Annotated in this window: 11 protein-coding genes; all 11 read left to right on the forward strand. The window is 62.2% G+C overall.

Features of this window, described 5'->3' with window-relative positions:
- The 11 genes from tssB to tagH all read left to right on the forward strand — a co-directional run bounded on the left by tssB (position 1) and on the right by tagH (position 14,441).
- Complete coding sequence (tssB, locus tag K5Q19_RS06580; RefSeq protein ID WP_292942441.1) at positions 1–513, forward strand: type VI secretion system contractile sheath small subunit; 513 nt, start codon at positions 1–3, stop codon at positions 511–513.
- Positions 514–526: 13 nt separating this feature from the next.
- On the forward strand, positions 527–2,014 hold the full coding sequence (tssC, locus tag K5Q19_RS06585; protein WP_292942443.1) for a type VI secretion system contractile sheath large subunit: 1,488 nt from the start codon (positions 527–529) through the stop codon (positions 2,012–2,014).
- A 15-nt stretch (positions 2,015–2,029) separates the two neighbouring features.
- Positions 2,030–3,442 carry a type VI secretion system contractile sheath large subunit gene (gene tssC / locus K5Q19_RS06590; RefSeq protein WP_292942445.1) on the forward strand — a complete coding sequence of 471 codons (1,413 nt, stop codon included), beginning with the start codon at positions 2,030–2,032 and terminating at the stop codon, positions 3,440–3,442.
- A complete protein-coding gene (tssE, locus tag K5Q19_RS06595) occupies positions 3,442–3,912 on the forward strand; it encodes a type VI secretion system baseplate subunit TssE (RefSeq protein ID WP_292942448.1) in 471 nt (156 codons plus the stop codon). The genes tssC (K5Q19_RS06590) and tssE overlap by 1 nt, the downstream gene beginning before the upstream one ends.
- Complete coding sequence (tssF, locus tag K5Q19_RS06600) at positions 3,909–5,720, forward strand: type VI secretion system baseplate subunit TssF (protein WP_292942451.1); 1,812 nt, start codon at positions 3,909–3,911, stop codon at positions 5,718–5,720. The genes tssE and tssF overlap by 4 nt, the downstream gene beginning before the upstream one ends.
- 37 nt (positions 5,721–5,757) lie before the next feature.
- A complete protein-coding gene (gene tssG / locus K5Q19_RS06605; protein WP_292942454.1) occupies positions 5,758–6,885 on the forward strand; it encodes a type VI secretion system baseplate subunit TssG in 1,128 nt (375 codons plus the stop codon).
- A gap of 302 nt (positions 6,886–7,187) precedes the next feature.
- The gene (gene tssH, locus K5Q19_RS06610; RefSeq protein ID WP_292942456.1) at positions 7,188–9,833 is read left to right on the forward strand and encodes a type VI secretion system ATPase TssH; all 2,646 of its coding nucleotides are present in this window, start codon (positions 7,188–7,190) and stop codon (positions 9,831–9,833) included.
- 60 nt (positions 9,834–9,893) lie between these two features.
- Positions 9,894–10,364: a type VI secretion system tube protein Hcp gene (locus K5Q19_RS06615; protein WP_292942459.1), complete on the forward strand. Its 471-nt coding sequence runs from the start codon at positions 9,894–9,896 to the stop codon at positions 10,362–10,364.
- Positions 10,365–10,440: 76 nt separating this feature from the next.
- Positions 10,441–12,309: a type VI secretion system tip protein TssI/VgrG gene (gene tssI, locus K5Q19_RS06620; RefSeq protein WP_292942462.1), complete on the forward strand. Its 1,869-nt coding sequence runs from the start codon at positions 10,441–10,443 to the stop codon at positions 12,307–12,309.
- Positions 12,309–12,935, forward strand: a complete 627-nt coding sequence (locus K5Q19_RS06625) for a hypothetical protein (RefSeq protein WP_292942465.1) — start codon at positions 12,309–12,311, stop codon at positions 12,933–12,935. The genes tssI and K5Q19_RS06625 overlap by 1 nt, the downstream gene beginning before the upstream one ends.
- A 3-nt stretch (positions 12,936–12,938) precedes the next feature.
- Complete coding sequence (tagH, locus tag K5Q19_RS06630; protein WP_292942468.1) at positions 12,939–14,441, forward strand: type VI secretion system-associated FHA domain protein TagH; 1,503 nt, start codon at positions 12,939–12,941, stop codon at positions 14,439–14,441.
- Positions 14,442–14,449 lie beyond the last annotated feature (8 nt).

The raw sequence follows: 14,449 nt of genomic DNA on the forward strand, positions 1-14,449 counted from the left end.
ATGGCTGACTCGGTACATGACAAGCTCAAGCGCGTGCGCAAGCCGCGAGTCCACATCACTTATGATGTTGAGACCGAAGGCGCTCAGGAGGTCAAGGAATTGCCCTTCGTCGTCGGCGTGATGGGTGACTTTTCGGGCGACTCCGCGGTCGCCAAGAAGAGCCTCAAGGAACGCAAGTTCGTTGACCTCAAGAAGGACAAGTTCGATCAGGTCATGGCCAAGATCGAGCCGGGCGTGAAGATGAAGGTCGAGAACACGCTCGAGAAGAATGGCAAGGAATTCGAGGTCAACCTCAAGTTCAGCTCGATGGACGACTTTGAGCCCGAGAAGATCGTCGAACAGGTCGAGCCGCTGCGCAAGCTGATGGAAACCCGCAACCGGCTGCGCGATCTCATGGCCAAGGCCGACAGTTCCGAAGAGCTCGAAAGCCTTCTCGAACAGATTCTTGGCGATCAGGACAAGCTGAGCCAGCTCTCCGCCCAGCTTGGCAACAGCGAAAAGCCCTCGGAGTAAGGCAATGGCAGAAATGGAAACCCAAGGCGGCGCGGCCGTCAGCACCGAGACTGTGAACGCTCCGGTCAGCCTGCTGGACGAAGCGATTGCCGTCACCAAGCAGACCGAACCGACACGGGTCGAGGAACTCATGCGCACGCTCGCCGAAGAGGCGATGAGCGGAACGGTGCAGTTCAACAAGAACCTCACCGTCACGCTGCGTGATGCGATTGCCAAGATCGATGCGCAAATTTCCGAACAGCTCGCAGCGATCATGCATGCAGAGAAGTTCAAGAAGCTCGAAGGCAGCTGGCGCGGTCTGCACTATCTTGTGAAGAACACGGAAATCAGCACCACGCTGCGGGTGCAGATGCTGAACGTCACCAAGAAGGAGATCGCCAACGATCTCGCCAAGGCGACGGACTTCGACCAGTCGACCCTGTTCAAGAAGGTCTACGAAGAGCAGTTCGGCATGGCGGGCGGCGAGCCGTTCGGTGCGCTGGTCGGTGACTTCTATTTCGGCAAGCACCCCGACGATATCGAGCTGCTCACCAACATCTCGAGCGTCGCGGCAGCCGGCTTCACGCCCTTCGTTTCGGCGGCGGATGCAAATCTGTTCAGCATGGACAGCTTCAAGGAGCTCTCCAAGCCGATGGACATGAAGCAGATGTTCGAGACGGCCGACTACCAGAAGTGGAACGGCTTCCGGCAGACCGAGGACGCCCGCTTTGTCACTCTGACGATGCCCCGCGTGCTTGCCCGCCTGCCCTATGGCCGCGATACCAAAAAGGTCGAGGCGTTCGAGTACGAGGAAGCACCGCGCGATGCCAATGGTGCGCCCAAGGCGATGGATCACGATGACTATTGCTGGATGAATGCGGCCTATGCGCTCGCGGCGCGGATGACCGATGCCTTCTCGCAGTATGGCTGGTGCACTGCCATCCGCGGGGCCGAGGGCGGCGGCAAGGTTGCCAATCTGCCGACCCACGTGTTCCAGTCGGATGACGGTGATCTCGATACGCAGTGCCCGACCGAGATCGGCATTACCGACCGCCGCGAGAAGGAACTGTCAGACCTCGGGTTCCTGCCGCTGTGTCATTACAAGAATACCGATTACTCGGTGTTCTTCGGTGCGCAGACCACGCAGAAGCCCAAGGTCTACGACCGGCCCGAGGCAACGGCGAATGCCGCGATCTCGGCGCGTCTGCCCTACATCATGGCGACGAGCCGTTTCGCCCATTATCTCAAGGTGATGGCGCGCGACAAGATCGGCTCGTTCATGGAAGCCAGCGATTGCGAGACCTGGCTGAACCGCTGGATCAAGAACTACGTCAACGCGACGGAAGGTGCCGGGCAGGAATCGCGTGCCAAGTACCCGCTTCGCGAGGCGCGGGTCGAGGTCAAGGAAGTGCCGGGCTCGCCCGGCTCCTACAGCGCGGTGGCGCACCTGCGGCCCTGGCTGCAGTTTGAGGAACTGACGACCTCGATGCGCCTGGTTGCCCGCATCCCGACCGCGGCCTGATACGCGGCATAGCCAATGGCGTCGTCGCCAGCCAAGGCCGCAGTGCCTGACGCGGAGACGACGCCAGCGGCGCTTTCGTCTGCAAGGGAACGGTCTGATTCGGCTGCCGTGCGTGCGCGCGTCAATGCGCTCATCGCCCGGATCGATCGCGATCTGGGCCGGCAACTGGATGCTATCCTGCATCATCCGGCCTTCAAAAAGCTCGAAGCCCTGTGGCGCGGGGTGAGGTGGCTGATCGATGATCTCGATGATCCGTCGGTCTGTGTCCGCATTCTTGATGTTCGCTGGACGGAGATAGCGCGCGACCTCGAACGCGCGCTCGATTTTGACCAAAGCACCGTTTTCGATCTGGTCTACAGTCAGGAATTCGGCATGCCGGGCGGGCGGCCCTATGGCATGGTCGTCGTAGATCATGCCGTGTCGCACCGGCTCGGCCGCGGCAGCAGGGTTGATGATGTCGAAGTACTCGAAGGCTTGATGGGCGTTGCAGCCGCAGCGTTCACGCCCTTCGTATTCGGTGTCGACCCTGCGATGCTCGCGCTCGACCAGCTCGACGAGATCGACCTGCGGCAGGAACTTGGCGCGACATTTGCCGATCCGCAGTTCGGCCGCTGGAACCGGATGCGCCTGCGCCCTGACAGCCGCTTTCTGGCCGGGGTGGTTACACGCCTGCTGGTGCGCCACCCGCACCGGGGGCGCGATCATCCCCGGCTCGGCTTCGTCTATGACGAGAAAGTCTCGGACACGCGGGACCTGCTGTGGCTCCATGGCGGCTTCGCCCTCGCGCACGTGGCCCTGCGCGCCATGGCCCGGCACCGTTGGCCGGCGGCGATCCGCGGCACCGTGCCACCGGGCGAGGGGGGGCTTGTCGATGGCCCTGTGCGCCATTTCATCCCCAGTGATGAGCCCGGCTTCGTGGTGCGCTATCCGGTGGAGGCTGCTGTTTCCGAAGGTCAGGAAGTCGTGCTCAACGACAATGGCCTTCTGGCGCTGCGCCAGATGCACCTCACTGGCAATGTCGCGTTCATGAACCTTCCCAGCCTGCACCGTCCGCCCGATTACGATGGCGAGGCGGCGCGCATGAATGCCAAGATGGGCGGCATGCTCAACTATGTGCTGTGCGTGGCCAGATTTGCCCACTACGTAAAGGTGATCGCGCGCGATTGGGTGGGGAAGTACAATGATGCGGCCGAGTGCGAGCGCCTGCTGCAGCGCTGGTTGCAGACTTATGTCACCGGCAACGATGACGCGAGCCCGGAAATGCGCGTCCGCTACCCGCTCCGCGAGGGCCGCGTGAGCGTCGCCGAACTGCCCGGCAAGCCCGGCAGCTATGGCTGTGACATCTACCTTCGTCCGCACTATCAGCTCGATCAGATCACGTCCGAGTTTCGTCTCACCACCGTGATCGGCACGGAGGGGGCGGGCTGATGGCGCTCACGATAACCCAGTCGCTGATCGATCGGCTGATGGACGATGATCCGGCGGGATCGGCCGATCATTACGAGACCGAGGAAGAGGCCGTTGCCCGGTACAAGGTGGCGCTGCGCCGCGATCTGGAAAGCCTGCTCAACACCACGCGCCCCTGGCTGCCCGTGCTGGAGCGCTATCCGGGGTTGGAGCGCACGATTGTCGCTTACGGCATGCCCGATCTTTCCACCGAGGACATGTCAGTGCCGGCAGTGCGCGAACGCGTCCGGCGCGTGATCGCGCAGGCCATCCGCGAGCACGAGCCGCGCTTGTCATCGATCGAAATCGAGATGGAGCACGGACCGACCTCACGCGGGATGCGCCTGCGGATCACGGCCGTGCTGACCGTGCTGCAAGGCGAGGAGCCGGTGATGTACGAAGCGGCCGTGCGACCGGGCGACCGCGCGATTGAAGTGAAGCTCACCGCATGATCGACGACCTGATTGCCTATTATCAGCGCGAACTCGACTATCTCAAACGCAATGCGGGGGCATTTGCCGAAGCCTATCCCCGCTATGCCGCACGTCTGCGCATCAGCCGGGACGCGATCGAGGACCCCCACGTCAACCGCCTGATCGAGTCGGTGGCGTTCCTGAATGCGCGGCTTCGGCACAAGCTCGACGAGGATTACTCCGAGCTGTCCGATGCCCTGCTGCTCACGCTCTATCCGCACCTGATCCAGCCGATTCCTTCGCTCATGGTGGTGCGCCTTGAGCCTGAGGCCGAGCTGGCGGAACCCGCGCTGGTGCCCGAAGGCACGATGATCACCACCGAGGCGCTGGATGGCGTGGCCTGCCAGTTCCGCTTGTGCGCCGATACCAGGCTGCTGCCTCTGCGCCTCTCCGAAGCCGCGATGGTGGGGCCACCGTTCGATGCCCCGGTCTCGGTTCCCGGCGCGCGCGGGATGTTGCGGCTCGTGTTTGAAACGACCAAACCGGAAGTCGATCTCGCCGCGCTCGACATCGAGAGCCTGCGCCTGTTCATCAAGAGTGACGGCCGGCGCGCCCAGATCCTGCTGGAGCAGCTCGGTGCCAACTTTCTCGGCGCTGCTGTGGCGACCGGGCCAGGCGATGCCGGTGCCGCGCTGCTGGGTCAGGACTGCGTCACCTTGCTGGGCCTCGATGAAGCGGGCCTGCTGCTGCCGCAGACCACGACCGCCCGCAAGTCCTACGGGCTGCTGCAGGAACACTTCGCCTATCCGCAGAAGCACTTGTTCTTTCGGATTTCCGGCCTCGATCGTCGGCTGCTTGTCGCGACCGGCAACCGCTTCGAGCTCTACCTGTTCTTCGACCGCGTGGCGAGCGAGCTTGAGCGCGTGGTGCGCGCCGACGATTTCGATCTGCATGCCGTTCCTGCACTCAACCTGTTCCCGGTGGAAGCGGAGCCGATCCACTTGGATCACACCTCGGTCGAATACCGCATCGTACCCGATGCCCGCGCCGAGGATGCGCTCGAAGTCCATTCGGTCACCAAGGTCATCCTGCAGACGGCTAGCGGCGAACGGATCGAGGCGCCTTCGCTCTATTCCTTCGAACCCGGCACGAATGCATCCAGCACCCTGTTTCATGCGGTCTCGCGGCGTTCCAGCTTCAGCAAGGGCGGGGGTGACGATGTTTTCCTGACCGTTGCGGACCTCGCGGCAAAACTGCATGTCGATGATACCACTGTGGTGAACGCGTCGATCCTTGCCACCAATCGCGAATTGCCGGCGCGGTTGCCCTTCGGTGGCGGACGGCCCTGGCTTGAGGTTGCTGGCACGATCAATGGCCTTGCCGGTATCAGCGCGCTCACCAAGCCGACGCCGACCCGGCGGCCCACGCGCGGATCGGCAGCCCATTGGAAACTGATCGGTCAGCTGTCGCTCAACTATCTTTCGCTGGTGGGTAATGAGCGGTCTGCGCAGGCCTTGCGCGAAGTTCTGGCGATCTACGACACCGGCAATACGCCCGACAGCGAGTATCTGCGCGAACGATTGATCGGCATCTCCTCGGAACCCGGCGTCGCGCGGCTGCGCTTTCGCGGGCATGCTGCGATGTGTTCCGGTATCGATGTGACACTGGTGATCGATGACGAGCGGCTTTCCGGATCGGGTTCGTTCCTGCTCTGTGCAGTGATCGAGCGGTTTCTTGCAGGGGCCTGTGCGCTCAACAGCTTCGTGCGCGTGACGGCGCGGCTCCAGCGCGAAACCGGGGCCTGGAAAACCTGGCCGCCGCGCGTCGGCGATCGGCCGCTGGTGTGATGGCAAGGCGGCGGGCCGAGATGGGCGGAGTGCGTCGTTGATCGCGGTTGGCACTTTGCTTGACCGTCTGCGCCGCTCGACCTTCGTGCAGGCGGTGCGGCAGGCGCATGTCTGGGCATGGCTCAATGGCAACGACGCCGAACTCGGGCGCGATGCGCCGCCGGTGGCGGAACCTTCGCGGCTTTCCGCATCCGATCGCATGCACATGCCCGTGACCGATATCGCGCGGAGCGATCATTGGTCCGAAGGCCCGGAAACGGCACGTGCCAATCCGGCCGGCGCCGCGGACAAGCGCCTGAGCATCGTGGCCAACGTGATGGGCTTTGCCGGGGCGACACCGGCGCTGCCGCAGGCTTATAGCGAATTGCAGTTGCAGCGGCGGCGCGCGCGCGATTTTGCGTTCTCCCATTTCCTTGCGCTGTTCGATCACCGGACCCTGTCGTTTTTCTGGCGCATCGCGGAGAAATACTCTTGGCCTCTGATGGCGGAGCGTGGAGCCCGGCAGAAGGCGGCAAGCACAGGCGCGCAGGACGATATTCAGCGGGCGCTCGTCACACTCGCCGGTGTGGCCAGCGATGGTGCGCGCAATCGGCTTGATGTGCCCGATGCTGCGCTGGTCACCCTCGTCGGGCATCTTGCCGATGCCCGGCGCAGTGCTGCCAGCGTGCAGACGGTGCTGCAGGTCCTGACCGGGCTTCCGCTTCGTCTGATCGAAGGGACGCCCACCTGGATGGCCGTGCCCTTGTCTGAGCAGACCCGGATCGGCGGCCCTCTGGCGGGCTTTGCCCGGCTTGGTGAAGGTCCCGGCGCGGAAGGGGCTGGCGCGAGCGCAGCGGCCATGATCGGCTCCAGCGTGCTCGATGCGCAGCACCACTTCGTTGTCGAAGTCGGGCCGCTATCGTGGAGCCGGGTGCAGGAGTTTTGCTGTCAGCCCGGGAACCGGCGCAAGATTGCCCAGATCTGCGCTTTGGCGGCCGGAATCGAGCAGCGCCCATCGTTGCGGCTGCTGGTTGCGACAGATGTGATCCCGCAATTGCGCCTTGGCGCGAGCGATGAACCTGCCATGCTCGGTTGGACGACTTGGCTGGGATCACCGGTGCGACCGAACGGAATTGCCGATGACTGCCTGATTCCGATCGACTCAGCCGCGCTTTCTAGAGGGTGAGCGTAGTCAAGACTGTGCTTACCATTACAATTGTTGTCACACGTCGTCGTTATTGTCCTTGTTCCTAAATGGTCCGATCCTTCGTGAATCAATGCATATTCGGTTGACGCTGCCAATTTGAAGGGCATTGTATGCGCGTCTGGAAGTATGGTGATGGTCGGACTCGGGCTCGCTGGGGCTCAGAGGAACACGAACAGGAACAGCCAATCCGGTAAATCCGGGCTCTCCAGCGGTTCGGGCCGAAAGACACCACGGAACGATCGAGCGACTCGATTCGGGAATGGTGAGGGAGGGGCAGAAACGTGGAGTTGAATCTCAAGAGTCTGATCGCGAAGCTGGATGATACGTGCCGGCAGGCGCTCGAGGCTGCTGCAGGCCTCGCGCTGTCGCGGACGAATTATGACATAGAAATCGAGCATTGGCTCAATCGGTTGCTGGAGCGGCAGACTTCGGATGTGGCGATGATCGCCAGTCACTTCGATGTCGATATTGGCCGGCTCGCACAGGACATCAATCGCCAGATCGATGGTTTCAAGACGGGCAATGGCCGCTCGCCCGCGATTGCGCCCAACCTCGTCAAGCTAATTCGTGAAGCGTGGCTGGTCGGTTCGCTTGAATACGGTGCCGGCCAGATCCGTTCGGGCCACCTGCTGCTTGCGCTGCTTACGACCAATGACTTGTCGAGCATTGCGCGCGATGCCAGTTCGCACTTCGCCAAGATCCCTGCCGAAACCCTGCGCGGCGCTTTCGCGGCGATCACCGCAAGTTCGGAAGAAGCTGTTGCGGCGACTGCGGCGCCGGCCACCGGCAGCGGCAAGTCGGCTTCACCTGTGCAGGCGGGCGCGCCCGGCGGCGATGCGCTCTCGAAATTCTGCATCGACCTGACGCAGCAGGCTGCGGATGGAAAAATCGATCCCATCTTCGGCCGCGATCCGGAAATCCGCCAGATCATCGATATTCTGACACGCCGGCGGCAGAACAACCCGATCCTCACGGGCGAGGCCGGTGTCGGCAAGACCGCAGTGGTCGAAGGCTTTGCGCTGCGCATCATTCAGGGCGACGTGCCCGAGAACTTGCGCAACATCCGCCTCCTCTCGCTTGATCTCGGCCTGTTGCAGGCGGGCGCGGGGATCAAGGGCGAGTTCGAGAACCGTTTGAAATCGGTGATCGAAGAGGTCAAGAAAAGTCCGATTCCGATCATCATGTTCATCGACGAGGCGCATACGCTGATCGGCGCTGGCGGGGCGGAAGGGCAGAATGACGCTGCCAACCTGCTCAAGCCTGCGCTCGCGCGCGGCGAGATGCGCACGATCGCGGCAACGACCTGGGCCGAATACAAGAAGTACTTCGAAAAGGACCCTGCGCTGACCCGCCGTTTCCAGGTGGTGAAGGTCGAGGAGCCGAGCGAGGCACTGGCAGTCGCGATGCTGCGCGGGCTGGTTCCCGTGCTGGAGAAGCACCACGGCGTCGCCATTCTGGGCGAAGCGCTGGAGGCCGCATCTGGGCTCTCGCACCGCTATATCAGCGGGCGGCAATTGCCGGACAAGGCGATCTCGCTGCTCGATACGGCCTGCGCCCGCGTGGGTATCAGCCAGGTTGCCACACCGGCGGCTGTCGAGGACCTTGAGCGGCAGTTGGGGCTGCTCGATTCCGAAGTGCGGATGCTTGAGCGTGAAGGCAAGGCCGGCGCTGACGTGACTGCCAAGCTGGCGGAGAAATCCGCGGAGCGTGAAAGGATCGAGGCCGAGAAGGCCGAGCGGACGGAGGCCTGGCAGGCCGAGCTCGCGGCGGTCAAGGCCGTGGCGGCAGCGCGTGCGGCGGCGGCAGACGCGGTCGATGGCACACCCGAAGCGGAGGCAGCGATTGCTGCCTTGCGCGAGGAACAGGCCAAGCTGGCGGAGCTTCAGGGCGAAACCCCGATGATCCACGACGTTGTCGATTACAACGCGGTGGCCGAAGTGCTGGCAGGCTGGACCGGGATTCCGGTTGGCCGCATGGTCAGCGACGAGATCCGCTCGGTGCTCAGTGTCTCGGAGAAGCTGGCCGAACGCATCAAGGGGCAGCCTTATGCGCTGGAGATGATCGCGCAGACCGTGAAGACGGCGCGCGCCGGGCTGGCTGATCCGCGCAAGCCTTTGGGAATATTCCTGTTTTGCGGCACGTCCGGTGTCGGCAAGACGGAGACCGCGCTGGCGCTGGCCGAGCTGCTCTATGGCGGCGAACAGAACGTTACCGTGATCAACATGAGTGAATTTAAAGAGGAACACAAAGTATCCACCCTCGTCGGCGCAGCGCCCGGCTATGTCGGCTATGGCGAAGGCGGGGTTCTGACCGAGGCGGTGCGGCGCAAGCCCTATTCGGTGATCCTGCTTGATGAGATGGAAAAGGCCCATCCGGGCGTGCAGGATGTGTTCTACCAGGTGTTCGACAAGGGCATGATGAAGGACGGTCAGGGCCGCGACATCGATTTCAAGAACACCCTGATCATCATGACATCGAATGCCGGCACCGACACGATCGAGGATCTGTGCCGCGCAAAGGGCAAGGACGAAATGCCCGAGCCCGAAGAACTTGCACAGGAACTGCGTCCGGCGCTGCTCGAGTATTTCAAGCCGGCCTTCCTCGGCCGTGTGGTGACCGTACCCTTCTTCCCGCTCGAGCCTGAGATCCTGCGCGAGATCGTGGTCATCAATCTCAATCGTATTCGTCGCCGGGTCACTTCGAGCTATGGTGCTGAGTTCACGTGGGACGACGCACTTCTCGACCGGCTCGTCGCAAGGTGCACCGAAGTTGAAAGCGGTGCGCGTAACATCGAGAACATCCTGAAGCGTGGACTGCTCGCAGACCTTGCCGGCCAGCTGCTTGAACTTCGGGCAGAGGGTAAAGACGTCACCAAGGTTGAAGTTACTGAAGGTGAAGCTTTGGATTACGCATTCAAGATCACATGATACTTTTAGTATAAGCGGGCGTAAAACCCGAATATTGAGTCAGTCGTAAGGAGGCTAATCATGGCTATTTATCTCAAGTTTGACAGCATCAAGGGTGGTTCCACCGACGATTCGTTCAAGGAGCAGATCGAACTGATGAGCTGCCAGTGGGGTGCCGGCCTCGGTGTTTCGAGCGCGCGCGGTGGCAACCGCACCTCGAGCGAGCCGAGCGTTTCGGAAATCACGGCAACCAAGATCATCGACAAGTCCTCGGAAGGTCTCTTCAAGGCCCTTCTCAAGGGCGATCCGGTTGGCAAGGGGACGATTTCGTTCACTGCGGCGACCAAGGGCGAGTCGGTCGCCTATCTGGTGCTGGAGCTCGAGGATGTGATCATTTCGGGCTATTCGATCTCGTCGGGCGGCGACATTCCGTCGGAAAGCCTCTCGCTCAACTTTACCAAGTTCGATTGGTGCTACACCGACCGCGACGGCAAGCAGACCGGCAGCCCGACTCATCTGGTGTACAGCCTCGAAACCAACAAGGTCGGCTGATCTGGCTTCGTTCGAGCGGGCGGCCCTTGTCGGGGCTGCCCCTTGAACGGAACCGGCATTTTGCCACAGGCCAGCGATGGGCGAACACCTTCTCAATCTTCGCACTCTCGCCAGTGCGACGATAAGCGATTACGCGCTTCTGGGTTTCGAGGGGCGTGAGGAAATCTCGCAGCCGTTCGAATACCGGCTTGAGCTGATCCATCTGGCCAGTAGCGAGCCACCGAAGCTTTCGGAGTGGATCGGCCAACTCGCGGAGTTTGATGTCAGCCCGGACATGGGCCACGTGCGGGTGTTTGCCGGCCGTATCTATGCCGCCCGCCGCGTCGCAGATGGCGATCTGGGGCGTATCTTTGTGTCGATCAGGCCTGCGTATCACGCCTTGTCCTATACCAAGGCGACACAGTTCATTCAGGACAAGAGCAGCAAAGAAATCTTCGAGGCGATGTGCGCCGATGTCACCGGTCTGGTGAAGACAGTGTCGCTGTCGCCCAATCCGCCCAAGCGTGGTTATGCGGTGCGGTACGATGAAAGTGAGATAGATTTTCTGGCGCGGCTGCTTGCGCAAGACGGCATCATGTATTTCTTCACGTATGACCGCAACTCGGGGCCATACCGCCACAAGATGATTGTGACGAACAAGCCGGCCGATTACATTGATATCGAAGGCAGTCCGCTCGAATGCGAGAGCGATATTCCCATCGGTCATGTCGATGTGCTGGAAAGCAGCTTTGCGGCTCTGCCTGGAAAATCGAAGCATGTTTCCTTCAATGTGAACAAGCTCGATACGCCGTTCCTTGAAGCAAGTACCTCAAGCCTTCAATGGGGTGCGGTCTATACCCACGAATACGAAACGATCGGGTTTGAAGCGCTCGCAGCGGCGGACGTTGCCAGCAGGCAAAAGGCAACCGACGGGCATAGCGAGCAGGCGGCAAAGTTCGTCGAAGGCAATTCGACCGAACACAGCGTGATGGCTGGCGGGCGGGCGGAACTCAAGGGAGCGGACGATCTCGTGCCGCGCCGGGTGGTGTTCACCAGGGTGGTCCATTCGGCGCGCGATCCGTGGATGTTGGGCGGTGGCCAGCACGCCACTTACAGCAACCAGTTTTCCGCGATCGATGCCTCGCAGAGCTATCGCCCACCCGTGAATGTGCCGCAGCGTGTGGCGCCGGGGCCGCTGCTGGGGGTCATCGGGCTTGAGGGTACCTCCACAGGTGAAATCAAGGTTGATACGGAGTGGCGCGTTCCGGTGTTGATTTCGAATGCCAGGAATGATCCCAAGTTCAAGCCATCGGTGTGGCTGCCGGTGCAGCAGCAGTGGTCGCATTCCACGCATGGCGCGCAGTTCTTCCCGCGCATCGGCACACGCGTGATTGTCGATTTTCTCTATGGCAATCCCGACCTTCCGATCATTACCGGCTGCATGTACACCCCTTCGCAGGCCTACCCGTTCGATCCGGCCAGCAAGGTCACCCAGTCGGGCTGGCGGTCTGTCACGGAGAAGAACGGCTCGATCACGCAGGAGTTCTATTTCGAGGACAAGAGCGGCTCGGAGGAAATCAAGCTCTATACCGGGCGCGATTATCGACGGGTGATCGATCAGGACGATTGGGGCACGGTCAAGCGCGACCAAACGCTCGAGGTGCAGCGCAATCGGACCCGCAAGGTAACGGGCGAAGAGAAGGTCGACGTAGAGAAGACCCGAACCATTACCGTGCAGCAGAAGAACCTTCTGGAATCAAAGGCTGAAATCCAGTTGAAGGTTGGAAGCTCGACCATAACGCTGAAGCCGGACGGGATCGAAATCAAGGCCCTGAAGATCACCATCAAGGCGGAGACCAAGGTGGAAATGCAAGGCGGGGCCCAGTTCTCGATTTCCGGACCGATTGGTGAGGTCAAGGCCGATGGCATGCTGACCGTCAAGGGCGGCATTGTGATGATCAACTGATGTCGAATTCACCCATCTCAATTCCGCTGCGCTTCCAGCGAGCCGAACTTGAGGCCAAGGCAGACCTCGAGCCGGAAGGGCGCGCCCTGCTCGCCGAAATCGGGCATCCCGAGCAGCTGGTGCAAGCCATGATCGATGGCGGAAATGCGCGAGATGCCATCCATTCACTCGCGTTGATCCTGCCCCATCGTCATGCGGTGTGGTGGGGGTGCATGGCGGCACGGATTCTACCCAACATTGATGCGCGCCGGACTGATCTCGCCGCGCTGGTCGCGGCCGAGCGCTGGGTGCAGACGGGCAGTGCGGCCGATGCCGAAGCTGCCGGTGAAGCCGCGGAAGCCGCCAACCGCGATCTTGCGCCGTCCTGGGTGGCGACCGCGGCGTTCTGGTCGGGCCGGTCGATCGCTCCGCGCGGATTGCAGCCGGTGCCGCCTGCACCTCATCTCGCCGGCGTGGCGACGCGCATCGCGCTGAAATTGCTGGCGACGGACCCTGCGCTTCAGGGACGCATCGCGTTTGCCGATTTTCTGCCGCTGGGCATGGCCTTGCTGGTCGGCGGCAATGGGGCCGAAGCACAGGCTGCATTGCGCGACCGCGTGGCGCAATTGCCGCCTCCGGCGCAATAAGCCATGTGGACCCTGATCGTATCGCGCCTGAATGATCCGCCAGGCAGCTATTTCGACATACGCCAGCTTGACGCCGGTCAGCTCATCGTGGGGCGGAGCAAGAAGTCCGCCGATCTCGTTCTGCCGGATGATCAGGGCTTCGTCTCGCGCGAACACTGCGTCATAGCGGCGCTCGGGATCGATCTGTTCGTCACCGATACCAGCAAGAACGGGGTGGCACTGAATGCCCCCGGCCAGCGGATCCTGCCGGGGCAGCCTGTGGCAATCCGCCCGGGAGACCGTCTGCTGATCAATGATTTCGTCATCGCCGTCAGCACGCCCGATGCGGCGAGGACAATGTCGATGGCCCCTCCGCCGGTGGCACCGCTGCCGCAGGCCAGCACCGCAGGTAATGACATATGGAGCGCGGGCGAGGTCAGCCCGTTTCTTGGCGACATGGGTGGAAGCCATTTCGGTGATGGCGGTCTGAACTTCGGCAGCGAAGTCCATGACTTTCTGGCTGGGCCGGGGGGATTGAACGCCATCCCGACTGCACCGCCCCCGCCGCCGCCGCTTCCGCCGATCGGCAACTTCGGCTTCGGTGAGCCGTTCGGCCAGGCCTATGAAGCAAGGCCCATCATGGCGGAGGTGGACCCTTTCGCCAGCAACCTGACGATACCCGACGACTGGGCCAATCCGGGCAACGGTGTGGGCGATGGATTGCCGATTCCGGACTTCGCGTTTTCTCCGCAAGGCGCCGGCCCGCTACCGCCGCTGACGCCGTCTACGGTCGAGCCGGATGCCGCGAACCCGTTTGCGGGACTTGATGCCCCGTTTGGCGTGCTCCCGCCGCTGGGTGAGGATACGCCGCCCAGCCCCGCTCTTCGCCCTATTCCCGAGGCAGCCCCATCCCCGGTGCCACCGAGTGCGCCTTCAGCAATTGCCGGTCCGGGCGATGCTGCAAGCTGGGCTGCGTTCTACGAAGGCGCCGGGTTTACGCCAGAGGAGCTCAAGCTGCCGCCGGATGCGATGTACCGCCTCGGTGTGTTCTACCGGCAGGTCATGCTCGCGCTGTGTGACATTCTGCAGGATCGTGCGACGTTCAAGGACGAGTTCCGGGTGGAGCGCACCCAGATGAGCGGGGGCCGCAACAATCCGCTCAAGCATTTGCCCGCGTTCGAAGCGGCCAAGGTGGTGCTGGGCAATCCACTGCCGGGCTTCATGGACGGAGAGGAGGCGCTGCGCACCGCCTTCGAGGATATCAAGCGGCATCAGATGGCCATGCTCGCGGGCGTGCAGAACGCGCTGACCACGGTGTTCTCCCGGCTTTCTCCGGCCGAGATGGAGAAACTGCTGGCTGCGGCCGAGGGTGAGAAGAAGGGTCTTTTTTCGCGGCGCACAGATCGATGGTCGATCTATGTCACGATCTATGAGAACCTGCGCAAGGACGCGACGTCCAACGCGAATGGAGTCATGGGATCGGCCTTTCGCGAAGGCTATGAGAAGTTCATGAAGTCTGTTCGGTGAGACGCCGC

This window comes from Novosphingobium sp., from assembly GCF_019748365.1.
Taxonomy (GTDB): Bacteria; Pseudomonadota; Alphaproteobacteria; order Sphingomonadales; family Sphingomonadaceae; genus Novosphingobium.

Excerpts from the sequence above, each read along its gene's own strand:
- tssB (WP_292942441.1), top strand. The coding sequence starts at position 1 with ATGGCTGACTCGGTACATGACAAGCTCAAGCGCGTGCGCAAGCCGCGA.
- tssC (WP_292942443.1), top strand. The coding sequence starts at position 527 with ATGGAAACCCAAGGCGGCGCGGCCGTCAGCACCGAGACTGTGAACGCT.
- tssC (WP_292942445.1), top strand. The coding sequence starts at position 2,030 with ATGGCGTCGTCGCCAGCCAAGGCCGCAGTGCCTGACGCGGAGACGACG.
- tssE (WP_292942448.1), top strand. The coding sequence starts at position 3,442 with ATGGCGCTCACGATAACCCAGTCGCTGATCGATCGGCTGATGGACGAT.
- tssF (WP_292942451.1), top strand. The coding sequence starts at position 3,909 with ATGATCGACGACCTGATTGCCTATTATCAGCGCGAACTCGACTATCTC.
- K5Q19_RS06615 (WP_292942459.1), top strand. The coding sequence starts at position 9,894 with ATGGCTATTTATCTCAAGTTTGACAGCATCAAGGGTGGTTCCACCGAC.
- tssI (WP_292942462.1), top strand. The coding sequence starts at position 10,441 with ATGGGCGAACACCTTCTCAATCTTCGCACTCTCGCCAGTGCGACGATA.
- K5Q19_RS06625 (WP_292942465.1), top strand. The coding sequence starts at position 12,309 with ATGTCGAATTCACCCATCTCAATTCCGCTGCGCTTCCAGCGAGCCGAA.
- tagH (WP_292942468.1), top strand. The coding sequence starts at position 12,939 with ATGTGGACCCTGATCGTATCGCGCCTGAATGATCCGCCAGGCAGCTAT.